The sequence below is a fragment of the Polyangiaceae bacterium genome, assembly GCA_016715885.1.
Classification (GTDB): Bacteria; Myxococcota_A; Polyangia; order Polyangiales; family Polyangiaceae; genus Polyangium.
This window is the reverse complement of the sequence record JADJXL010000016.1, coordinates 374,398-397,066: the sequence shown is the minus strand read 5'-3', so window position 1 is coordinate 397,066 and position 22,669 is coordinate 374,398. Positions and strand designations below refer to the sequence as shown.

The 22,669-nt window shown below is 64.4% G+C and carries 14 protein-coding genes and 1 pseudogene; 12 read left to right on the top strand and 3 right to left on the bottom strand.

The window, feature by feature from the left end:
• Position 1: 1 nt before the first annotated feature.
• Both IPM54_19130 and IPM54_19125 read left to right on the top strand, forming a co-directional pair.
• A complete protein-coding gene (locus IPM54_19130) occupies positions 2–1,033 on the top strand; it encodes a hypothetical protein (protein ID MBK9261903.1) in 1,032 nt (343 codons plus the stop codon).
• Positions 1,034–1,256: 223 nt separating this feature from the next.
• Positions 1,257–1,616, top strand: coding sequence for an antibiotic biosynthesis monooxygenase (locus tag IPM54_19125; protein ID MBK9261902.1), 360 nt, complete (start codon positions 1,257–1,259; stop codon positions 1,614–1,616).
• A 356-nt stretch (positions 1,617–1,972) separates the two neighbouring features.
• Here IPM54_19125 and IPM54_19120 read toward each other — a convergent pair whose 3' ends face one another.
• Positions 1,973–2,761 (bottom strand): hypothetical protein, encoded by a 789-nt coding sequence (locus IPM54_19120; GenBank protein ID MBK9261901.1) that lies wholly within the window; start codon positions 2,759–2,761, stop codon positions 1,973–1,975.
• A 437-nt stretch (positions 2,762–3,198) separates the two neighbouring features.
• On the opposite strand from IPM54_19120, the gene IPM54_19115 reads away from it, so the two are divergent.
• From IPM54_19115 to IPM54_19075, 9 genes and pseudogenes are all read left to right on the top strand, one after another.
• On the top strand, positions 3,199–3,411 hold the full coding sequence (locus IPM54_19115; GenBank protein MBK9261900.1) for a helix-turn-helix domain-containing protein: 213 nt from the start codon (positions 3,199–3,201) through the stop codon (positions 3,409–3,411).
• A gap of 49 nt (positions 3,412–3,460) precedes the next feature.
• A pseudogene (locus IPM54_19110) lies at positions 3,461–5,531 on the top strand (N-6 DNA methylase).
• Between the two features lie 712 nt (positions 5,532–6,243).
• Positions 6,244–6,849 (top strand): ATP-binding protein, encoded by a 606-nt coding sequence (locus IPM54_19105; GenBank protein ID MBK9261899.1) that lies wholly within the window; start codon positions 6,244–6,246, stop codon positions 6,847–6,849.
• Positions 6,846–7,493 (top strand): hypothetical protein, encoded by a 648-nt coding sequence (locus IPM54_19100; protein ID MBK9261898.1) that lies wholly within the window; start codon positions 6,846–6,848, stop codon positions 7,491–7,493. The genes IPM54_19105 and IPM54_19100 overlap by 4 nt, the downstream gene beginning before the upstream one ends.
• A gap of 355 nt (positions 7,494–7,848) precedes the next feature.
• Positions 7,849–8,514: a hypothetical protein gene (locus tag IPM54_19095; protein MBK9261897.1), complete on the top strand. Its 666-nt coding sequence runs from the start codon at positions 7,849–7,851 to the stop codon at positions 8,512–8,514.
• Positions 8,507–8,755 carry a hypothetical protein gene (locus IPM54_19090; protein MBK9261896.1) on the top strand — a complete coding sequence of 83 codons (249 nt, stop codon included), beginning with the start codon at positions 8,507–8,509 and terminating at the stop codon, positions 8,753–8,755. Before IPM54_19095 ends, IPM54_19090 begins: the two co-directional genes overlap by 8 nt.
• The gene (locus tag IPM54_19085; protein MBK9261895.1) at positions 8,755–12,924 is read left to right on the top strand and encodes a protein kinase; all 4,170 of its coding nucleotides are present in this window, start codon (positions 8,755–8,757) and stop codon (positions 12,922–12,924) included. Before IPM54_19090 ends, IPM54_19085 begins: the two co-directional genes overlap by 1 nt.
• Complete coding sequence (locus tag IPM54_19080; protein MBK9261894.1) at positions 12,924–14,609, top strand: hypothetical protein; 1,686 nt, start codon at positions 12,924–12,926, stop codon at positions 14,607–14,609. Before IPM54_19085 ends, IPM54_19080 begins: the two co-directional genes overlap by 1 nt.
• Positions 14,606–20,164: an ATP-binding protein gene (locus tag IPM54_19075; protein ID MBK9261893.1), complete on the top strand. Its 5,559-nt coding sequence runs from the start codon at positions 14,606–14,608 to the stop codon at positions 20,162–20,164. Before IPM54_19080 ends, IPM54_19075 begins: the two co-directional genes overlap by 4 nt.
• 439 nt (positions 20,165–20,603) lie before the next feature.
• Here the strand turns inward: IPM54_19075 and IPM54_19070 are convergent, their stop codons facing one another.
• Entirely contained in the window at positions 20,604–21,146 is a 543-nt protein-coding gene (locus tag IPM54_19070; GenBank protein MBK9261892.1) for a hypothetical protein, read from the bottom strand.
• Positions 21,147–21,204: 58 nt separating this feature from the next.
• Between IPM54_19070 and IPM54_19065 the strand changes: the two genes are divergently transcribed.
• On the top strand, positions 21,205–21,621 hold the full coding sequence (locus IPM54_19065) for a hypothetical protein (protein ID MBK9261891.1): 417 nt from the start codon (positions 21,205–21,207) through the stop codon (positions 21,619–21,621).
• 24 nt (positions 21,622–21,645) lie between these two features.
• On the opposite strand, the gene IPM54_19060 is transcribed toward IPM54_19065, so the two are convergent.
• Positions 21,646–22,386, bottom strand: a complete 741-nt coding sequence (locus IPM54_19060; GenBank protein ID MBK9261890.1) for a hypothetical protein — start codon at positions 22,384–22,386, stop codon at positions 21,646–21,648.
• Between the last annotated feature and the right edge of the window lie 283 nt (positions 22,387–22,669).

Genomic DNA, 22,669 nt, shown 5'->3' with positions numbered 1-22,669 from the left:
CATGATGATCGGCTCTCGGTTCGCCCATTCACGCAAGGTTCTCGTGGCGCTCGTTTTTTCGGGCGCGTCGCTGGGGCTCGTGCCTTCGGCCTTTGCGGGACCAACTGCAAAGCCAACCGCAGCGGCCAAGGATCCCGTCGTGGAGCTTTTCCAGACGGCGCACAAATTGTTCAGTGAAAAGAAGTATGACGCGGCATTGCTTTTGTTTCGCAAAGCCTACGAGGACACGCAGAGCCCCAATGCGCACTTGATGATTGGCAAGTGTTTTCTCGCGCAGGGCAAGTTGCCGGAGGCGTACGACGAATTTGCAACGACGCTTCGTGAAGCGGCGGCTCGCGCCGAAACCGAGCCCAAGTATGCCGAGACGCGCGATGCAGCGGCGTCCGAAGTCGCGCAGCTCGAGCCGAAGATTGGCAAGGTCGTGGTGACCTTGGTGGATGCTCCGGCCGGCGCACGAGTGCTTCTCGGCGGCGTGGAGGTTCCCGCGGACAAATTGGGGGCTCCGATTGCCGTATTACCGGGCACGGTGGACGTCGTGGCGGAGGGTTTGTCGCAGGGAGCGGACAAGCGGCAGGAGCAAATCAAAGCTGGCGAGACGAAGGTCGTGGTATTCGGGGCCAAACCTCAAAGCGCCACGGGCACGCCGCCATCCGGAACGGAAAAACCCGTCTCAGGTGCCGATGCTATGACCGGCGGTGGATTGCGCAAAGCGGGATTTGCCGTCCTGGGGCTGGGCGTCGTTGGAATGGGCATGTTTGCCATTGGCGGCATTCAAGGTAACGCCAAGTTCGCGCAGCTCGAACAGGAATGCGGCGGCACGCGCTGTACGGACCCCAAATACGCCGACATCGTCGAGAGCGGTAAAACGATGGATCTCGTCGCCAACATCGGGCTCGGCGTGGGAATTGCCGGAATCGTTGCCGGCACGGTGATGGTTTTGGTTGGCGGGCCGAAAGCAAAGCCGAAGACGACGGATGCGTCGTTATTCGTTTCGCCGGGCCAAACGGTGCTGCAAGTGCGGCATGTGTTTTGATTGAGCTCGGGTTCGCCGACAATGAATGTCGATGCGCGTCCCGCTGGCGGGCGCTCGACGGGCAAACGAGCGTCGACCGGTGGGGAATTGGTGCAAATTGAGCGGGCATTCGAGTGAACCGTCCATGGCCGGAACTTCGCGTGGGTGGAGAAACCCGTGGTAGGTTATGGCGGGCAGACGCTGCCGTCGTCACTGGCGGTGGACATGTTACCGGGGAAAAAACATGATTGAGATCCAAGTCGTTGCGAAATTCGCCATCAAGGACGGCAACCTCGACGAATTCAAACGTGTCGCCAACGAAGCGATGGCCATCGTACGGGAAAAAGAAGCGGGGACACTGGCATATGATTGGTACTTCGACGACGAAAACACGACGTGCGTCGTCATCCAGCGATATTCGAGTCCCGCGGCATTGCTTCATCACATCCGTCATGTGAGTGGACATCTTGCCGAGCTCTCGAAGCTCGCCAGCAGATCCATCGAAGTTTACGGCATCATACCGCCCGAGCTCGCCGAGATCATTGCTCCATTTGGAGCCAAAATCTTCGTGCCGCAGCTTTGGTTGGAGAGACAAGCGGTTTGATGAGAGGTAAAAATCGCGGGGTCTGGGGACAGGACAGTCGGCCCGTGTTTTGGCCCAATGCCAAAGCACTCCGAACGTGACGAAACCCACATCGACCCTCGGCAAATCAGACCCACCACAGGGTCCGCCCAGGGTCGAGGCTCGGCCAGTGGGATGCATGGTGTGCCTTGCTGGGGGTCGAGGCTCAGCCCATGGGATGCTGGGTCACTCGTCGGCGGGGTCGACCCTCGCACAAAGACATGGATCATCTGCCGACATGCGCATCGAGGGGGACGCGAGCGGATGGAGGATCCGGTTCACTGGGGGTTGAGGCCGACGGAAGGTGGGGCAAGATGTGATTTCGTGGGGGTCGAGGGTCAGGGCGATGTGGTGTCGGGCGTCACAGGCAATTCTTCGCCGGTGTCGGGATTGACGTCCGTGGGTGTGCGGCGACCTTTGAAGGACGCGCCAATGGCGGCGTTTTGCTGAAGAATGGGCCCGAGCCATTGCAGGCGGGCAGCGATGGCGTCGGCCGAACGACCGTGACGCTTTCCCAGGATGATGGCGACGGTTTCGAGCAATAGGCCCTGGCCTTCGGCGCGGGCAGCGCGAATACGTCCCCAATCGAGCAGCGATGGCGGCGGCGCTTCGAGTGCTTTTCGGTAATCCGCAGCGAGATTCGCCAGACGTGTGGCATGCCGTTGCAGGCTCAATTCTTGAACCGCCGGCGCAAGCTCATCCGAGAACGAGCGGACGATGGCGCCCACGGCTTCGAGCTCTTCGACATAGGGCAATGTCGTAATGGCATGGACACCGGTGGGGAAAACCTTTTTCAGAAAATCGGCAACTGCCGTATGAATGGGGTCGCTCTCGGGGGCGCCGGCGGCTTGGGCGACGACGTGGTCACGAATGGCGCCAAGGGTGCGGTCGACGAGGACGTCGATGCGTTGGGCTTCGGGATTGGAATCGCTCGACGTGGATTCGCCGGCCCAGCGTCGTTCGAGGGCTTGGGCGGCGACGTCGTGGGCAATGGCCTGGTCGCAATGTTTGACGAGCTTGTCGTAACCATCCTGTTCGGCGCGAGCGCGCACCAATCGATGGGCAAACAAGCGTCGACCGGTGGGGAATTGGTACAGATTGAGCAGACTTTCGAGTGAGCCGTCCATGGCCGGAACCTCGCAAAGGTGGAGTTGATGGGAGTAGAGGCGTTCTTGGGGTGGAAGGCAAGAGGAAAGTGGGGGAAGGACGTAAAAAAGCACGCTTGCGGTGCACAAGCAGATGGCGGTATCGGCGGTCGTCGAAGTGCGTGTTTGCTGGCGCAAATGCATGTCCGGGTTTAAGAATCAAGGAAAAACGCACGGCGAGCTCGCGGTCTGCAGAGCGGCGATCCGACGGGTGCGGAGGAGTTGGGACACACGCCGCGCACAGGCGTGGCTTGGCACCGCTGGGCAGCTCGTGGACTCGACTGCCCGAGCCAACCCTGTCCGACCCAATGCCCCAACAACCAACCTGCCTCAGTCCTAATAAATCCTATTGTCTCCAAGCTGCACAGGCTGTTACCGTGTTCAGGCAGTAGTCAGCCGGGCACGGCACAAGGACGCACATGGACGACAGATGGCTCTCAGTTGACGAAATCGCCGAGTACCTCGGAGTGAGCAAGGACACCGTCTACACGTGGGTCACCTCGAAGGGCATGCCGGGCCACAAGGTCGGTCGCTTCTGGAAGTTCAAGCGCGAGGACGTCGACGCTTGGGTCCGGGACGGCGGCGCTGCCTCATCTTCCGACGAGCTTGGTGTGAAGGATCGAAATGGCTAGGCCCAAGAAATCAGTAGCAGCAAAGACCGAGGCGGTGACGGAGACCGAAATGAACGGCACGTCGACCGATGAGGCGAGTGCCATCGAGGATGGCAAGATCCTCGACTACATCACGGGCAAGCCGGTCGCCGAGAACGACAAGGAGCGCGTTCGCCAGCGCATCGCTCGTGCGCTCTTCCACGAGTACGGCATCAACGTCGACGACATGGAGCCCGACTTCAAAGTGCGGGTCGAGGAGTCCGGCAAGGCGTCGAACAAGAAGATCGACATCGCCATCTTCGAGCCGAGCGCCGAGCACACGGCCGCCAACGTGCGTCGCCTCGTCGTTTGCCAGAAGGAGCTGAAGCTCGGCGACAAGGGCGCGTATAAGATGCGCGACCACAACCAGGCCGCGAAGGACCTCGAGCTGCTCAAGGACGCGATGGCCGCTTGCGAGAACTGCAAGTACGGCCTGTGGACCAACGGCCTCGAGTTCTTCTTCTTCCAGGTCAAGCGCACCAAGTTCGACGTCAAGTTCATCCCCATCGGCGACTGGCCGCTGGCCGACGACTCGATCGGCACGCGGGACGTCGCCTCGCACGCCAAGCTCCGTCGCGCCGACCCGGAGATGCTGCGCACCGCCTTCCGACGCTGCCACAACTTCATTCACGGCAACGAGGGCATGCCGAAGGACGCCGCGTTCTGGCAGTTCCTCTACCTCATCTTCGCCAAGATGCATGACGAGCGGCAGCCGAACGACGCGCGCCGCTTCTGGGCTGGTCGCTTCGAGAAGAACGGCCAACTCATCGACGAACAGTTCGACGCCGAGGGCCAGAAGGCCATCCGTAAGCGCATCCTCCCGCTCTTCGACGAGGTGAAGAAGAAGTACTCGACGGTCTTCCGGGGCAACGAGGAGATCACGCTCTCGGATCGCGCGCTGGCCTTCATGGTCTCGGAGCTGGCGAAGTACGACTTCGGGCGCACCGACGTCGACGCCAAGGGCGCCGCTTACCAGGAGATCGTCGGCACCAACCTGCGCGGCGATCGCGGCCAGTACTTCACGCCGCGCGGCCCAATCAAGCTCGTCGTGTCGATGCTCGACCCGAAGCCAAACGAGCGCGTACTCGACCCCGCATGCGGCACTGGAGGCTTCCTCACGGCGACGCTCGCGCACCTCGCGCAAGTTCCAGGCCGAGAAAGGCATCGAGCCCGGCGCGGAGTCGACGCAGGAGTTCATCTCCATCCAGGAGCGTCTCGCCGAGTTCGTGAAGAAGAACCTGTTCGGTGCCGACTTCGATCCGTTCCTCGTGCGCGCAGCGCAGATGAACGCGGTGATGGCGAGCAACGCCGAAGCGCACCTCTTCAACATCAACTCGCTCGAATTCCCGAAGGGGCACCTGCCCGGGCTCGCCGAGGCCGAGAAGGTCGCGAAGCTCGGCACGATGGACGTGGTGATGACGAACCCGCCCTTCGGCTCGGAGATCCCCATCACCGATCCGAACATCCTGCGGAACTTCGACCTCGCGCATATCTGGGAGCGCACCGAGGACGGCGGCTTTAGAAACACCGGGCGGCTGCAAGGAAGCGTCGCACCTGAGGTCTTGTTCATCGAGCGCTGCGTCGATTGGCTCAAGCCCGGTGGCCGCATGGGCATCGTTCTGCCCGACGGAATCCTGGGCAACCCGGGCGACGAGTACATCCGTTGGTGGATCCTCCGGCACACGTGGGTGCTAGCAAGCATCGATCTGCCCGTCGAGGTCTTCATCGTAGAGGCCAACGTCAACATCCTCACGAGCCTCCTGTTCTTGAAGAAGAAGACGGAGCAGGAGCTGAAGGCGTCGGACCTCGGCAGCACCAAGGACTACCCGGTGTTCATGGCCGTCGCCGAGAAGGTCGGCTTCGATCGGCGTGGCAACACGCTCTACAAGCGCAGCCCAGATGGTGAGGAAATCCTCGAAGACGTCAAAGAGGTCGAGCGCATCCGCGTGAACGGTTCGTTCAAGGAGCGCGTGCTCCACCGCAAGAAGAAGGTCGTGGACAGCGATCTTCCCATCACTCTCGAAAATGGTCGCGTCATCGAGGGGCCGATTGCGGACGCATACAGAGAGTTCCGCAAGAAGAGCAAGGAGCCGGGCGCGTGATCACGCATATCGACGCCACCAACTATCGATGCTTCGAGAAGCTCTCGATCCCTACGCGCGAGCTCGTCGTCGTCGCCGGCGCGAACGGCTCGGGCAAGACCACGCTCCTCGACATCCCGGTTCTGCTCGGCGACCTCTTGCGGAGTCGGAGCATTTCGAGCGCGTTCATGGACCCGATCCTGAGCCGTGGCCCTCGCGCCTCCACGCTCAGCGAGCTGTGCTTCCGGCACAACGGCCAGAGCTTCTCGCTGGGCATCGAGGCGCGGCTGCCCGACGCGGTGCGCGAGGCGGTGCGCAAGCGCTCGACGCCGGCGGTGCAGAAGGACGCCTCGAAGCACCCGACGCACATCCGCTACGAACTGCGGCTCCGGGTGAACGAGCACCAGATGGCGGTGCAGAACGAGTACCTGTTCCTGTTCACGCACTCCGACGAGTACGAGGCGGATCGACTGCCGTTGCAGGGCGAGAATGCTCGGCAGAAAGGTTGGCATTTCGTCATCAAGCGTGAGGATGGTCGGGACACTAGGTTCCGTCCCGAGAGGTTCGACCTGCGCCACGTCGACGGTCGCAGTCGCCGGAAGAGGCCGAACTGGAAGAAGAGCGCTCGGCACGAATCGACGAGTCGCTGCCCGCGCTCCTGCGCATCCAAGTCGAGAATAGAGACGAGTTCCCCGCGAGCACCTGGCTGCTCAACCTTTTGCTCGACGGAGTCGTGTTCTTCGACCCGACGTGGAGCAAGCTGCGCGCGCCAAGCCAGCCCGGCCTCAAGCGGAAGCCGCTTCTCAGCTCCGGCGAGAACCTGCCGTGGCTCGCGCTGCGCTTGCAGGAAGAAGATCCCGAGCGCTTCGCGCTGTGGGTCTCCCACGTCCGCACCGCCCTCCCGCAGATCACCGCCATCGCCGTGCGCGAGCGCGAAGAAGACCACCATGCCTACTTCCGCGTGACCTATGAGGCGGGCTTCGAGGTCACGTCGTCGGGGCTCTCGGAGGGCACGCTGCGCATCCTCGCGCTCACGTTGCTCGCGTACATCGAAGACGCGCCGCGCCTGCTCGTGGTGGAGGAGCCCGAGAACAGTATCCACCCGCAGGCGATCGCGACGGTGCTCGACTCGCTGCGCTCGCTCTACGACAGCCAGGTCTGGGTCTCGACGCACTCTCCGGTGGTGCTCGCGTCGACCAAGCTGCCCGAGCTGCTCATCACGCGCCTCGCGCGGAGCGGCGCGGCCTCGGTCGTGCCTGGCGACCAGCACCCGCGCCTCGTCGATTGGAAGGGCGCGATCGACCTCGGCACCTTGTTCGCAACGGGGGTGTTCGAGTGAACGACCTCCTCTTCTTCGTCGCCGACAAGAACATGCGAGAGGCCGTCGGCGGGCTGCTGGAGCGCGACCAGATCCACCGCATCGTCGGCTGCCGCGCGTTTGCCTTCGACGCGCGTCGAGACATCAAGGTCGCCGAGGGCCAGAACGATCCCGGACTCTTCACACGCGCCAATGAGCTGCTGCGCCCGCTCGCAGCCGAGTACGCACACGCAGTTGTCATCGTCGACGAAGAGTGGAACGGCAGCCCTGGCGCCGACGAGATCGAGCAGAAGCTGCGCGCGCATCTCGACGACGCGGGTTGGACGGCGGAGACCAGCCTCGGGCTTGTCGTGCGCCCCGAAGCCGACGTGTGGCTCTGGTCGGACTCGCCGCATTCTGCGCAGGCGCTCGGCTGGACGTCGTGGGACGTGCTGCGGCCGAGGCTCGAGCGGGAGGGCCTGCTCGCTGCGGGCAAGACGAAGCCCGCGCGCCCGAAGGAAGCAGCGGAGTGGGCGCTGCACAACAGCCCAGGCAAGAAGGTCCCGCGCTCGTCGGCGCTCTACCGGCAGATCTCGTCGCAGGTGTCGGTGCAGCGCTGCGAGGACGACGCCCTCATCCGGCTCTTGAACGCGCTCCGCTCGTGGTTCCCCGTGGAGGGCGCATGAAGACGAAGTCTGTCCCCAGTTCGTGGCTGGAGCGCGATGGCCGTCGCCTCGACTGCAACCCGTACATGTCGGGCGCGCTGGAAGCGCGTGTTGCGATCGACTCAGCTTAACAAGGAAGTGCCACTCCAAGACGTTTGCCTCGATGGCCGCAAGGGACTCGTCAACGCGGGCCGCATTAAGCGGCAGTGGGTCGAAAGATCCCAACGTGGGCTCCGATTTCTCGTCGAGTACCGATATTCTCAGGTCTGACCTCTCGGGCCTTCCCCTCATCAGTAAGCAAGCCGCACGTGCAAACCCGAAGCTGCGGATCAAATCCGGGTGGACCCTCATTACGCGCGCCGGAACAATCGGGCGTATGGCCTTCTCGCGGCCCGACATGGACGGACTCGCATGCTCGGAAGATGTGCTTCGGGTCATCCCCGACGCCGAGAAGATCCCGCCCGGCTACCTGTACGCCTACCTGAGCAGCAAGTTCGGCGTGCCCCTCGTCGTCGGCGGAACCTACGGCGCGATCATCCAGCACATCGAGCCGGGCCACATTGCCGATCTTCCGATTCCGCGGTTTGGAAAGAACGTTGAGCTGCGGGCGCATGACCTCGTCACGAAGGCTGCATGTGCACGGAGCGAGGCGGCGACTTTGTTCGCTAAAGCCGACGATCTGCTTATTGAACTGCTCTGTGCCGTCCAAGCCCCAGAACGAGTAAGGCCCCAGTACATTGCTAGCGCCAGCTCGTCGCAGTTCCTGCAGCGAGGCGACGGGTATTACTACGCACCTTTGAACACGGACGCGCGAAAGGCGTTCGACTCGACCAGAGACACGATGACCGTGGGAGATGTCGCAGACGTCTTCATCCCCGTCTTCCAGCGACCAAGTTTGCGAGCTCTCGATTGCCCCCCGTTTGGTATTCCTTTCCTCTCGGGCGCCGATGTCTTCCAGTTGGCGCCCGAAGGCAGAGACACAGTTCATGCGGAAGCAGGGGTTGCGAGCGACGTTGGTCCGTTTTGCGCAAGGCATGATTGATCATTCCGGGCGCCGGGCAGCTCAGGGGCCTCCATCGGTCGGTCTGTGTTGGTCCGAGGCCATCTCGCTCGAAGCCGGTCGTGTCCGATCACTGTCGATTCCGTGGCCAGATGACAAAGTGCGAACTCGCATCGGCAAGCTCGTAATGGAAGCGCAGCGTCTGCGGGACGATGCCGTGTCGGCCGACCGCGATGCTCGCACTATCGTTGAAGCCGCCATCGAGAAGGGAGCCACGAACTGATGGCCACGGTGATCCCCATCGGCGAACCGGTGAACGAGGCCGAGCGCCAGGCCATCGCGTACCTGCGCGATCACCTGCCGGCGAGCTACCTCGTCCTGCACAACTTCGAGATCTTGCGCGACGGCGAGACCTTTGAAGTCGACGTTGCGGTCATCGCGCCGCACGCCGTCTTCCTCGTCGACGTGAAGGGCACGCGCGGGCTCATCGACGTCTACGGCTCCAAGTGGTACCCGGAAGGGCGCCAGGCCTTCAGCTCGCCGCTCGCCAAGCTGCGCGGGCACGCCAAGGCGGTGAAGGGCATCATCACCAGCAGCCAGCCCGGTCGCCGCGACCTCGACGACATCTACGTCGACGCCGCCGTCGTGCTCACCGCACCCGACGCCACACTGGCCGATCCAGGCGGGCGCGACGCGCCGAACGTCACCACGCTCAAGAAGGCAGCGGCCTTCTTCCAGAACGCGGCGCGCATCCCCGCCGGCAAGTCGAAGAACATCGGCGCGCACCACAACATCATCCTGAAGGCACTCCAAGGCGTGGCCAAGCCCCGCTCGGGCCCGCTGCGCTTCGGGAGCTGGGTGGTCTCCGAGCGGCTCGGCGGCACCGACAGCTACACCGAGTACCGCGCGCACAACGCGTTCGTGGGGCCGAAGTCGACGGCGCTCATCCGCGCCTACCAGGCCGACCCGTACAAGCCGCCGGACGAGCGCGAGAAGCAGAAGCTCCTCATCTCGACGGCGTTCCGCACACTCAGCACCACGCCCGGCCACCCGGGCGTTGTCGGCGTGCGCGACTTCTTTCCGAGCGAGGCCCAGGACAAGTACTTCCTGGTCACAGAGGACGTCGCCGGGCAGGCGCTGCGCGTCCACATCGCGAAGCCCACGCTGGCGCTCACGCTCGACCAGAAGAACACCGTCGCCGTCGACCTCCTCAACGCGCTCGCCCACCTTGCGCAGCACAAAGTCGTACACCGCAACATCTCGCCCGCGAACATCCTCGTCGGCACCGACGGCCGTATGCGGCTGACAGGCTTCGACTTCGCGCGCCCAGGCACCGATCACAGTCACACCATCGCGCAGGAGATCGTCGACGACCTTGATCCCAAGTACATGGCGCCCGAGATCCACGGCGCGCCCGCCGCCGCGACGCCTGCCTCGGATCTATTCAGCGTGGGCCTCGTGCTCTACGAGCTGTTCACGGGTGAGCGGCCGTTCAACACGCCGACCGAGCTGTTCGAGCAGAAGGCCGTCTTCGCGGTGAAGCCCAGCTCCGCGCGCCCCGAGCTGCCCAAGGGATTTGACGCCTGGCTGCAGAAGCTCTGCACTTTCGAGCCGGACGATCGGCCCTCAGCGGCGTGGGCGCTCACCGAGCTGAAGATCCTCCTCGACCCGAGCGCCGCGTCTGCGCCTGTGGCTGGCGCGCCTCCGGCGGCGCCGTCACTGGAGCCCACCGCGCCTCAGCTCGACTACTCGAACCTGCTTCCGAACACGCAGCTCACGCCGAAATACGTCATCGAGAAGCGCCTCGGCAAGCCGGGCTCGTTCGCGGTCGCGTACAAGGTCATCGACACGCTGGGCGACGTCTCGCGTGCGGTGAAGCTGGTGTTGCGCGACCGCGTGTCGACGGTCGACCGCCTCAAGAAGGAGTACAAGACGCTCCTTCAGGTCCCCGACCACCAGAACGTGGTGAAGGTGATCGACGCCGATCTCATCCCCGGCGGCCCTCCCTTCATCGTGTTCGAGTTCATCGAGGGCTTCGACGTCGGCGAGATGATCGAGACGAACGCGCTCACCCGTGAAGACGCGCTCGAGTTGGGGCGGCACGTCGCGGCGGGCCTCGTACACCTGCACGAGCACGGCGTCTACCACTGCGACATCAAGCCCCGGAACCTGTTATGGACCGGGCGTGGCACGAAAATCATCGACTTCAACGTCTCGGTCGCGGCGAAGGACGAGGAGCGCCGTGGCGGTGGCTCGCGTCGCTACCTGCCGCCCGACCTCGTGCTCGAGGACGTTCTTTCAGCGAGCGATCTCGTCGACCGTGATCTCTACGCCCTCGGGCTCACGCTCTACGAGGCGCTGACGAACCGCTACCCGTGGGACAACGCGCAGGTCCCGCCGCCTGGCAAGCCCGCCGCCGATCCGCGCGAGCTGTCGGGCCTCGCCGACATCGCGCCCGAGCTGGTCGACGTGATGCTCAAGGCCATCGCGCCCAAGCGCGCCGACCGCTATGCCACCGCCGCCGACCTGCGGAACGCGCTGACCAGCATTCCGGCCGCGCGGCGTGCGCCGCAGCCCCTCACACCGGTGCCGATCGCGTGGGGCGTGCCGGGGGACGGCGGCAACGGCAAGCGCAATGGCAACGGGCACGGCGGCTCGGGCGGGCCCATCCCGCCGAACACGAACCCATACATTCGACACCTGCTCACGGTCTACAGCCAGAGCAAGCACAGCAACGCCGGCACGCGCGGACTCGACGTCATCAGCGAGCAGACCTACGTGGAAACGGCGCTCGACCGCGAGCTGCTCCCGTCGGTGCTCTCGGGCGAGTTCGCGCTCGTCATCATCTCGGGCAACGCGGGCGACGGGAAGACGGCCTTCCTGCAGAAGCTCGAACGCAAGGCGGCCGATGAGCAGGGCATCGTCGACCACTCGCTGCCGAACGGCGCGCGCATCGAGCTGCGCGGGCGCACGTTCCTCTCGAACTACGACGGCAGCCAGGACGAAGGCGACCAGAAGAACGACGACGTGCTGCGCGCCTTCCTCGCGGCCTTCAAGGGCAACGACTCGAAGGAATGGGCAGCGTGGAAAGAGACGCGCCTCATCGCCATCAACGAGGGCCGCCTGGTCGACTTCCTCGAAGCGAACCGCGCCGACTTCCCCGCGCTCGCCACGCTGGTGAAGGAGGGCCTCCGTACGGGCGAGCCCACCGATGGCGTAGCCGTCGTGAACTTGAACTTGCGCAGCGTGGTCGTCGATCCGCAGGGCTTCGACAATTCGATCCTCGAGCGCCTCGTGAACCGCATGACGCATGAAAAGTTCTGGGAGCCGTGCCACGGCTGCGACCTGAAGGACCGCTGCTACGCCTTCCATAACGCGCAGACCATCCAGGACGAGACGGCGGGCAAGCACGTCGTCGAGCGGCTCAAGAACCTCTACGCCATCACGCACCTGCGCGGGCGGCTGCACATCACGCTGCGCGATCTCCGCTCGGCGCTCGCGTTCATGCTGGTGGGCACGCGCGACTGCGACGAGATCCACGCGCTGTACAAGAACGGCCAGCGCGACGAAATCGTGCAGGGCTTCTACTTCAACAGTTGGAAGGGCGGTGACAGCTCCAACGCCGATCGCCTGCTCATGTTGCTCTCCGAGGTGGATGTCGCCGAGGCCGACGATCCACGCCTCGACCGCGCTCTCGACTTCGTCTCGCCCACCGAGGACCGCACGCTGTTCCGCTTCGAGCAGCGTGGCGGCTATGACCGCGAAGTCCTCCGCAGCCTCTACGACGAGCTGCCTCGCGACGTGTCGGGCAAGGCGAGCGAGCACCGCGCCGAGGCCCACCGGCGCTTCATCGCGATGGCGCGCAGGCGAGCGTTCTTCGAGCGGCGCGACGCAGGCTGGCGTTCGATGCTCCCGTACAAGACCGCCGACGAGCTGCTCGCTGTGGTGCGTGGGGACAAGGGGGCCGAGGGACTGCTGGAGCCGCTACTGGTCGCCATCAATCGCGGCGAGGGGCTAACGCGGCCCGAGCGCATCGGCAACAATCTCGCGCTCGAAGTGCGCCGCGTCGAGGGTGGCAGCGTGCGCTCCTACCGGCTCTACCCGCGCGAGCGCTTCTCGCTGTCGCTGGCCGACCAGGCTTCGCGTTCGCGCTTCGTCGAGCACATGCCCACGGGCCTCTTGCTTCGCTACCACGATCCTGCGGGGCTCAATGCAGAGCTGCTCGTCTCGCTCGACGTCTACGAGATGCTCCGGCGCCTGAACGAGGGCTACCGGCCTAGCGTCGAGGAGGAGCAGGGCTACTATCTGAGCCTCACGGTCTTCAAGAACTTGCTTGGCTCCGCGCCCTACCAGGAGGTGCTCCTCAGCACGTCGAGCCATGACTTCTACCGCGTCGCTCGCCAGGTCGATGGCCGCCTCGAGATGACGCGCGCCCGGGAGGGAGCGGTCTGATGTCACTGTCCAAGCGCGATCGAGAGTTCCGTCTCCCGAAGATCAGTTACCTCGACTTCAAGCACCTCGAGATGGATCGTGTGCTCACCGCGTTCTTCGCGCGGCTCGCGCACAACGGCTACCCGAGCCGCCTCTCGCGCAAGTTCGAGCTCAGCGTCGACGCGTTCGTCGAGTTCATGCTCGAACACCCCGAGTGGTTCACGAAGTTTCAGGACAACCCTGACGTCGTGCGCCGCTGGGTCGAGACGCATCTGCTCGACCTCGTGAATCGAGGCAAGGCGAACGAGGCGCTCGCCGCGCCGCGCCCACTGCATGGGTTCACGTATCGCTTCCGCAACCCGAAGCATTCGCGCGACTACGGGGCGGCACAGCACCTCTACGAAATGCTCTACATGGCGCGCAAAGGCGCCGGCCAGAAGGCGCTCGAGCATCTCCACCACTTCTTCTTCCAGGGCCATGACAAGGTCACGGGCAAGGCCGACACAGGCGCGGTGATCGACGTCGAGACGCAGGCGCTGCTTCGTCTCCTCGACGAAGTGAAGGGCGACGCGCCGGACACGAAGTCGGGGCGCGAGTCTTTCCCTCCGCTCTGCGTGGGCGCGGCCGACCTCCTCGCCGAGGACATCCAGCGCCTCCTTTTTTATCAGCGCTTCATCCCCCGCTCCGTGATGGTTGAGTACCTGAAGGTGCTGATCGCCTTCCACCTTGGGCTCTATCACCTGCGGCTCTTGAAGCTCCTGCCGGCGCTGGTGCGAAGGAAGGGCGCGGACCCGACTTGTGCAACGGGTGCGTGCCCTATGAACCCGAAGAGCCTGGACAACCCGTTTGGCGACTGCCCGTACCGCGTGGGCCTCCTGGTCGACGTCGCCGGCCAGCCCGGCACCCCGACGGCAACGCTCGCCGAGCGCAGCGCCGACACGCACTACCGGCGCATCCCCGGCTTCTTGCGGGCGTACTTCGCGACCAAGAAGCTCGACGAGTTTGCGACCGACCTCGTTCGCCGGGGCAAGCGCACCAAACCGACCAACGGCGACTTCTCGGTGGGCGAGGTGCTCCAGCTCCTTGATGCGCCGCTGAAGGCCGAGCGCGAGAAGTTCTTTGGGCAGCGCGTGTCGAGCCTCGTTGAGGAGGCGTCGGGCGCTAAGGACGCCGAACTCGATCCCGAGGTGAAGGCCGTCACCGAGATGGGCCTCTCGGAGTTCGATGCATACATCGAGATGATCGTCGCGCTGCGCGGCCCCTTCCACCGGAAGTACGTCACGCAGTGCCTCGACTCGCTTCTACTCAAGAACCGCGCGGGCGCGCTCATCGCGCAGGGCCGCACGAAGGAAGCGCCCCGCCGCTTCGTCCTCGACAGCCGCTTGCTCGAAGTGCTGCTCCAGATCGCCGTGCTCAAGCAGGGGAAAGACGGCGGCTTCCACACGGGCGAGATGCGCGTCGACGAGCTGCTCGTGTTTCTGCGTGAACGCTATGGCATCCACATCGACCAGTTGCCGCGGGGCGACGGCTTTTCGACGACGAGCATCGAGGACCGCCGCGCGCTCCGCGACAACGTTCGCGCATTCACTGGACGACTCCGCGAGGTCGGCTTCTACCGCGACCTTTCCGATGCGTACGTCACGCAGACCATCACGCCGAGATACCGCATCGCCGAGGGCGACACGGCTAGAGGAGGAACGCCGTGAGTGCTGTGTTCCAGGAGCTCTCGCAGACGCAGCTCACGATCGAGCTGGAGAACGTCGCCGTCCCGCTGCTCGTCGATCAGCTCGGTACGCGCGTCGCCGGACACTGCATGCGCGTGAGCGACCTCGACGCCGAGCTGATGGTGCGGCTCTGCGCGCGGCTCCGGGCCGAACTGCCCAATACGACGGTGGTCGTTCTAACCGATGGCAAGCTGAGCATCCCAGCCGAGCTCGCGGTGTCGAGCACGAAGCTCGTCGAGCTGCGCAATCCGCACGCCGACGGTACGCAGCGCCCGCCGCTCCTCGTGTTCGTGCCCACCGACGTGCGTGCCTCGGCCGAGGACTCCTTCGGCGTGGCGACGTTCGAGGAGGTCTCGGTCAACGGCCTCTACGAATCGCTCATCGAGAAGCTGCTTGGCGAACTCCCCCCGGCACTACGTGGTGGGGTTCATGAGGCGCTCCGACGGCTGCGTGGTGGCGATCGTTTGTGGAGCTTCGCCGACGCGCTCTCGACAGTGCGCTTTCTCCTGACGGCCAAGGTGAACGGCAATGACGGCGAGGCGCTCGGTGCGTCGCTCTACGAGGTGGGGCTGGTGCCAGACTTCGCGTGGCTCACGCAGCCGGAGAAGGCCCCGACACGCCTCGTGCGCAACCGGGAGAGCGTCGAGAAGCTGACCTGGTCGCCGCGCTCGGAGCGCGGTCGCGTCGGCGAACTGGGTCTCGCCAAGCGCGCCTTTAAGAACCTGCTCGGCAACTTCCTCGCCGAGGCAGGAATGGACGACCCGCGCCAGTGGGCGCGCCGCATCGTCATCGACAAGTCGCTCTGGCAGCTCGCTTTCAACAAGTGGGAGTTCGAAGACGGCGGCGTCCAGCCCGATGCCATCTTCATCGGCGAGGTGAAGACGGATCTTCCGAAGGTCGCCGACGACGAGACGAAGGAGCCGCTCGCGCAGCTCATGGGGCAGTGCATTCTGCCGGTCAGCAGCCTCAAGAAGTTCAACGTCACGTTCCGCACGGAGCCGCACCCAAGCAAGGTGCAGGGCCTCGCGAAGTTCGTCGCGCAGGTCATCTCCAAGGAACATGGTCCCATCGGTCTCGCGCGCAGCAAGGCCGTGTGGAAGACGGCAACCGACAAGGCGACGATCTCGTTCTCGGCGCTCGGCAAGATCGACTGGGAGGAGGGTTGGCACTTCGTTCGGCTCCTCGCGCAGACCGAGAGCGGAGACCTGATCCCGCTCGTCGACGCGAACGGCGATGCCGTCGCGTGGAGCGCGGACACAGACGAGACAGCGCCCCGACCGAATGAGAGCGACCTATTCTACGTCCTGCCCGACACCGAGGTGGAGATCGAGCCCGCGCAGCGCGCCGTGCAGCGAGAACCCAGCGCGTTACACGCCCTCTTCCGAGCGCAGTTCAAGGCGATTCTGGACGACCGCGATCCAGCGAGCGTGGTCTTTGGACACGCCGCGTGGGCCGAGAAAACCAAAGGGCACGTCTCTGGCGCCGACATGCTCGAGGTGAAGCTCGGGCGCGAGGGCGCCGTGCATGTGCCGGTCTCTCGCGCGCTCAAGAACATCGAGCAGAAGATCCTCGCCGCACCCGACGGGCCGATTAGCTGGCGCATCCCCGTGAACCACGGCGTACCGGGGACGAGCACCGGCGAGGTGAACGGCTGGCCTCAGGGCGCCGCTGGAGATCGCTTCCTTGAAGCGCGGACGCGCTACTTCGAGGCGGTACGAAGCGGCACCTCGGAGTTGGTCACCCAAGGCGTCGACGCCGGCGCTAACGCCGATCTCGCGAGCGACTATGCGGGTGCCTACCTCGCGCTGCTGGCAGACCTTTCTCAGCGCGCGGAGGCGACAGCTAAGAGCGACTCGCAGCGTGCCTTCGCCGACCTGCGCAAGGTCCTCGCGCTCGACTCCGTGCTCCTCGCCATCGTCGATCACCGTGGCCGTCGCCGCGACGCCGTCCTCGTAGCGCCCACGCACCCGCTGCGGGCGCTGTGGTTCGCCACGTGGGCGAAGCTCGGCGCCCAGTGGGTGGCGGCCGCGACGAGCGCGCGGCACGAGTACGTCGTCCCGACGCGCGAGGCGCTGCTGAAGCTCCTGTCGCCCACGAGCTTCCCGCCGGTCCTGCCGACGGAGGCGGGCCACGTGCTGACCGCCGTCGACAGCATCAACCCGTTCTGGACGCTCTTCGCGCCGTCGAACGAGGAGGATCCTCGCGGCCTCGTCGGCGAGGTATGCAGCGCGCTCGGACTGCCAGAGCCCGCCATCGGCGGCGCGCTCATCGATGGCAAGTACCTCGCGTCGCGCGTGCGGCGCTACCTCGTGCAGCACCCCTACGTTCGCACACTGACCATCAACGCGTTCAACCCGGGCCGCGCCGGCGTCCTCGGCGACATGCTGCTCGAGTTGCAGAAGGAGTCGGCATTCGCCCACCTGCGCTATGACCTCCGGCTCTTCGTGCCCGATCCCGACGCGCCAGGTGTCGGCGACGAGATCGCTGCGCTGCTCACGCCGGACGGCGGCACGAACACGCATGAAGCGGACGCGTTCTCCATCCCGGCCGAGACGCACCTTCACCCGAAGCTACGCTTCGCGGTGCGCTCGACGAAGGACTTCCGCACGAGCCCCGACACCCACGCGGCGCACCTGTCTCTGCTCTTCGACGTCTTTCCGGCAGAGGAAGTCGGCGCGCGCAAGTCCGACCCGCGCCACGCGACCGCCTTGGTTCACGGCCTCGTGCAGGAGTTCTCTACCGAGTACGTCGAGGACGACCAGACCGTGGCGTGGCGACGACTGCCTCGTCACGGCGTCGCCCAGCCCATCGAGAACGCCGAGGAACTGTCGGATCTACTCGGTAAGCTTGCCGCTGCGATGTCGAGCGCAACGGCCACCATCGCCACGGGCCAGAGCGGCATCGACCTGCGGCCCGTCGTGAGCCTCGCGCTCGGCCCCGACGACCGCGCGCTCCTCCATCAGGTTCACGAGGTGAGCGACTGGGTGTTCACGCTCGATCGCAATCTCGGAATCGAGTTCTTCGACCACGGTGGGCATGCGACGCGGCCCGACTACCTCATTGATCACTCGCCGGACATGGCGAGCACGCTGGGGCACCGACTCGTAATCACCTCGCGCTCGGTAACCGAGCTCGAAGCCCTCCTGCGTCCGGTGCTCGAGCAGTACGGGCTCCAAGCCGACAGCCGCCATGCCGTGGTGCTGCTCGACCAGCTTCGGTCGCTATCCGGCCGGCTCGCGCTGAAGCTCATCTCGTCGCCGACGCAGCGGGCGGAAGCCCTGGGCCTAGCGCTCTCGCGCCTCTACCTGGAGCACCAGGGCGTCTTCGAGAGCCAGATCGTCGTCCCGCTCGACGCGCACCTCGAGCTGTACCGCGTGTTAAAGCAGGGGGCCGACGAGCTGGGCGACGAGGTCAGCTTCAAGCGCACGGACCTCGGGCTCTTCGACCTCGACATGATCCGGCGCGTCATCACGTGCCGCCTGGTCGAAGTGAAGTGCTACTCGGGCGTCGGCGATCTCGCGGCGTACAACGCGCTCAAGTCGAGCATCGCCGAGCAGATCGGCCAGAGCGAACAGGTGCTCGCGCACCACTTCGACCCGCAGCGCACGCCCCAAGACCGCCCCGACCGCGCGTTCAAAACGCGTGAGCTCGCTCTGCTCCTCGAGTTCTACTTGGAGCGCGCCGAGCGCTATGGGGCCATCAGCCGCGAGGCCGCCGACGAGGCGCGCTACTTCGTTCACACGCTCGACGACGGCTACCAGATCTCGTTCACCCGCAGCGCGCTCATCTTCGACTTCGCCAAGCCCGGCACGGAGCCGCCAGAGAGCGAGAGTGGCATCGAGTACCACCGCGTCGGCGTCGATCTGATTCGGCAGCTCGTCGATGCTGCTGCGCCTAGCGCCGAATCGTCGGCGAGCATCAGCGCCAGCTCGTCGGGGAGCGGTGGACCGGGCGGCCGTGGCCCGCGCCCGCGCGGCATCACCGAGGTTCGACGTCGTCGCGAGCGCGCGCCGTCGGTACCGACACTCGACACGGCCGCCTTCCTCGGCTCTCCTCGCGATCGGTCGGTGTCCTGGGAGGAGCTGCGCGAGCGCCAGTCCAGCGTCCCGCCGCCGTCGCACATGCCCGTCGCCCCGCAGGAGGCGCCGTACGTGCGGACTGCGGCCACGGCGCTGCCGGAGGTCGCGCCTGTGACCAATGTGGTGCTCGCGATCGAAATGAAGCCAAAGCGCTTCGTCGAGGTCGAAGACGCCGCTGCGCCACAGGGCGAAGCACGGGCCACGGGCACGGAAGCGATCACGCCTCCACACACTGAGCCGTCGCTGCCGTACGATATCATGCTAGGCATCACCGGCGACTCACCCCAGTATGGGCTTCTCGGCGATGTCTCAGGCCGACGTGTCGCGATCGACCTAAACCAAACGCACACCATCAGCCTCTTCGGCGTCCAGGGCGGTGGCAAGAGCTACACGCTCGGCACGATCGCCGAGATGGCTTCGCTGCCCATCCCAAACATCAACGTCCTCCCGCAGCCGCTAGCCACGGTCATTTTCCACTACAGCCCGACAATGGACTATCGGCCGGAGTTCACATCGATGGTCGCGCCGAATAGCGAGGCTGCGCAGGTGAAGGCACTGAAGGAAACGTTCGGCGCGGTACCACAAGCGCTTTCCGACGTGCTTCTCCTCGCTCCCGCCGACAAGCTCGAAGAACGCAAGAAAGAGTACCCGGGCATCGAAGTGCGACCGCTGAAGTTCGGGGCCGCCGAGTTGCAGACTGGCCACTGGCGTTTCCTCATGGGCGCCGTCGGCAATCAGGCCACATACATCCGACAGCTCAACCGTGTGATGAAATCGCTCCGCGAGGACCTGACCCTCGAAGGGCTGAAGCAGGGCATCGAGGCGTCGTCGCTGCCGGACCACCTCAAGGGCATGGCGAAGATGCGCCTCGAGCTTGCGAGTGAGTACATCGACGACTCGGTGCGGCTGAAGGACGAGGTCCGCCCGGGGCGCCTCATTATCGTCGATCTTCGCGATGAGTTCATCGCGAAGGACGAGGCCCTTGGCCTCTTCGTGGTGCTTCTCCAGCTCTTCGCCGACGTGAAGTGCCGCGATCAGAAGGGCACGGAGCACTCGTTCAACAAGCTCGTCGTGTTCGACGAAGCACACAAATACATCGAGAGCCCCGACCTGGTTGCCGGCCTCATTGAGGTCGTTCGCGAGATGCGTCACAAGGGCACGAGCATCATGGTCGCGAGCCAGGATCCGCCCTCGGTGCCCGTCTCGCTCATCGAGCTCTCGAGCCAGATCATCCTCCACAAGTTCAACTCGCCCGCGTGGCTCAAGCACATCCAGAAGGCGAACGCGGCGCTCGGCTCCCTTTCGCCCGAGAAGATGGCGAACCTGCGGCCCGGCGAGGCCTTCGTCTGGTCGAGCAAGGCCACCGACGAGGCCTTTACGAAGAGCGCCGTGAAAATCCGCTGCCGCCCGCGCGTGACCCATCACGGCGGCGCTACGAAGACGGCGGTGGGGTCATGAGTGCACATCTGCTCGAAGCTGACTTCAGGGAGTGCCAAGCCATCATGACGACAGAAAAGCAACCTTTGCTCGAATGTCGAGAGCGTTCGACACTTCAAATCCGCGCCTTTGCGGCCCAGATGGTACTCCCGTCTACATGGCCTTTGCCGATGATCACCGTGCCGAGCCCCCACATCGACCCTCGGCAAATCAGACCCACCACAGGGTCCGCCCAGGATCGAGGCTCGGCCAGTGGGGTGCATGGTGTGCCTTGCTGGGGGTCGAGGCTCAGCCCATGGGATGCTGGGTCACTCGTCGTCGGGGTCGACCCTCGCACAAAGACATGGATCATCCGCCGGCATGCGCATCGAGGGGGACGCGAGCGGATGGAGGATCCGGTTCGCTGGGGGTCGAGGCTGGCGGAAGGTGGGGCGGGATGTGATTTCGTGGGGGTCGAGGGTCAGGGCGATGTGGTGTCGGGCGTCACAGGCAATTCTTCGCCGGTGTCGGGATTGACGTCCGTGGGTGTGCGGCGACCTTTGAAGGACGCGCCAATGGCGGCGTTTTGCTGAAGAATGGGCCCGAGCCATTGCAGGCGGGCAGCGGTGGCGTCGGCCGAGCGACCGTGACGTTTTCCGAGGATGATGGCGACGGTTTCGAGCAATAGGCCCTGGCCTTCGGCGCGGGCAGCGCGAATACGTCCCCAATCGAGCAGCGATGGCGGCGGCGCTTCGAGTGCTTTTCGGTAATCCGCAGCGAGATTCGCCAGACGCGTGGCATGTCGTTGCAGGCTCAGTTCTTGAACCGCTGGCGCAAGCTCATCTGCAAACGAGCGGACGATGGCACCCACGGCTTCGAGCTCTTCGACATAGGGCAATGTCGTAATGGCATGGACGCCAATAGGGAAAACCTTTTTGAGGAATGCGGCAACTGCCGTATGAATGGGGTCGCTCTCGGGGGCCCCTGCGGCTTGGGCGACGACGTGGTCACGAATGAAATCCAAGCTCGTTACTCAGCATATGCAGTTCATGTTGCTAGGCCATTTCGTGTAAGCTCGAATCATGACACTCCGCAGCAACGAGTCTCCGCTCGACCTCCACTTTCGCGCACGCCCGATGCCACCACTCGACCAGGTCGACGAATTGCTTCGCGCACAACTCGACGTGCTCCTCCACCAAGCTGAGAACGACGGTCCGAATGGTGCCGAGCTACTCGAACTATTCGACGTGCTCGACGCCCAAGGGCAACACGTCTACGATTTGCACCTGTTTTGCGGCGACGATGGGCGCGTGCATCGAAAAGGCACCCTCGAATACGTGGCGAGTTTTTCCCAAGGCGGCGCGACGGGTAGCAACGACAAGGCACTCCTCGCAGCACTCGACCGCGCCTACACTGCTTGGTTGCAACAGTCATCGAAGAGTGCACCCTCGCCAATCGTGAAGGCCACGAAAACACGCGCCAAGAAATCGAAACGATGACAGCCGACCGCGGTTTCGGCCGTCCTACTTCTTCCGCTCTTTTTTCCGCGTGACGATCTTCAAGGCGCGCGCTTCCGCATTCCGAAATTCAATGACTTCGGACCACCTCCATGCTTCGCCCATCGGGCCCGTCGTCGTCACGGCTTCGTACGCTACCGTGATCAGCTCGCCTTGGTGCTGCATGGAAAGCGACGAAAGCGCCGTCTGAGCAAACGCAGTCATGGGCACCTTCGCGCATTGCGCCGGCATTTCATTTCCCCAAAACTCGCTCACCAATCCCTTGTGCTTTTCTTCGCATTGCGGCCCAAGTCCAAGCGCCGTCGTCAATTTGCAATTCATGTGTCTGGGATCGGCTAGATCGGTGCCCGATTCCCATTCACAATCGCTGCCGAGCGTTGCCGATACATACGCTACGGCCGCGCGCTCGGCATCCGACAAACACTGTAATGCCGCCTCATCGAAAATCAGTCGATAGGTCGATGGATCCGTCGAGACGAGTTTTGTCGCGACGTCGAGCTTGGGGCAATCTTTGGTCGGTGTTGCGGAACGTGCAGGTTCGGGCTCTGCATTCGCTGCCGACGCACTGGTTTGGGGAATTGCGGGAGCCACGGAAGGCGCCGTCGGCAATGGCTCGGGCTGGTTTCGTTCACAAGCGACGAGCGATGCCCATACCATGAGAGAAGCTGCCGCTCGTACCGAATGAGCCGTTTGCATCGCTGCGCCCCGACGAATATCAATCCCGAAAGGTGGTTTGGAGGATGTCACGGTTCCATGCCGCGAAGCAAGCGTGGTTGAAGACCATCGCATCGGATGCTCGCGGGTAAGATCGCGCCGAGGACGCTTAAGACCGAGTAAGACGCGCGTATGGGCAACATGCATTAGCTTCCAACGTGTCGATGGCGAGCGCGTATCGCTCGCAAGCGTCGTTACACGAAACCTTGGCCATATTGAGGTCCCATGCACTTTCGCCCCTCCTTCTTCCTTGCTCTTTCACTCCTCGCAACCGCCTGCCAAGAAGCAGCCATGTGTGAAGACGGCGGCGTCGAGC

What these genes read in the sequence shown, in the direction of transcription:
- IPM54_19130 (MBK9261903.1), top strand. Translation starts at nt 2, where the DNA reads ATGATGATCGGCTCTCGGTTCGCCCATTCACGCAAGGTTCTCGTGGCG.
- IPM54_19125 (MBK9261902.1), top strand. Translation starts at nt 1,257, where the DNA reads ATGATTGAGATCCAAGTCGTTGCGAAATTCGCCATCAAGGACGGCAAC.
- IPM54_19120 (MBK9261901.1), bottom strand. Translation starts at nt 2,761, where the DNA reads ATGGACGGCTCACTCGAAAGTCTGCTCAATCTGTACCAATTCCCCACC.
- IPM54_19115 (MBK9261900.1), top strand. Translation starts at nt 3,199, where the DNA reads ATGGACGACAGATGGCTCTCAGTTGACGAAATCGCCGAGTACCTCGGA.
- IPM54_19095 (MBK9261897.1), top strand. Translation starts at nt 7,849, where the DNA reads ATGGCCTTCTCGCGGCCCGACATGGACGGACTCGCATGCTCGGAAGAT.
- IPM54_19090 (MBK9261896.1), top strand. Translation starts at nt 8,507, where the DNA reads ATGATTGATCATTCCGGGCGCCGGGCAGCTCAGGGGCCTCCATCGGTC.
- IPM54_19085 (MBK9261895.1), top strand. Translation starts at nt 8,755, where the DNA reads ATGGCCACGGTGATCCCCATCGGCGAACCGGTGAACGAGGCCGAGCGC.
- IPM54_19080 (MBK9261894.1), top strand. Translation starts at nt 12,924, where the DNA reads ATGTCACTGTCCAAGCGCGATCGAGAGTTCCGTCTCCCGAAGATCAGT.
- IPM54_19065 (MBK9261891.1), top strand. Translation starts at nt 21,205, where the DNA reads ATGACACTCCGCAGCAACGAGTCTCCGCTCGACCTCCACTTTCGCGCA.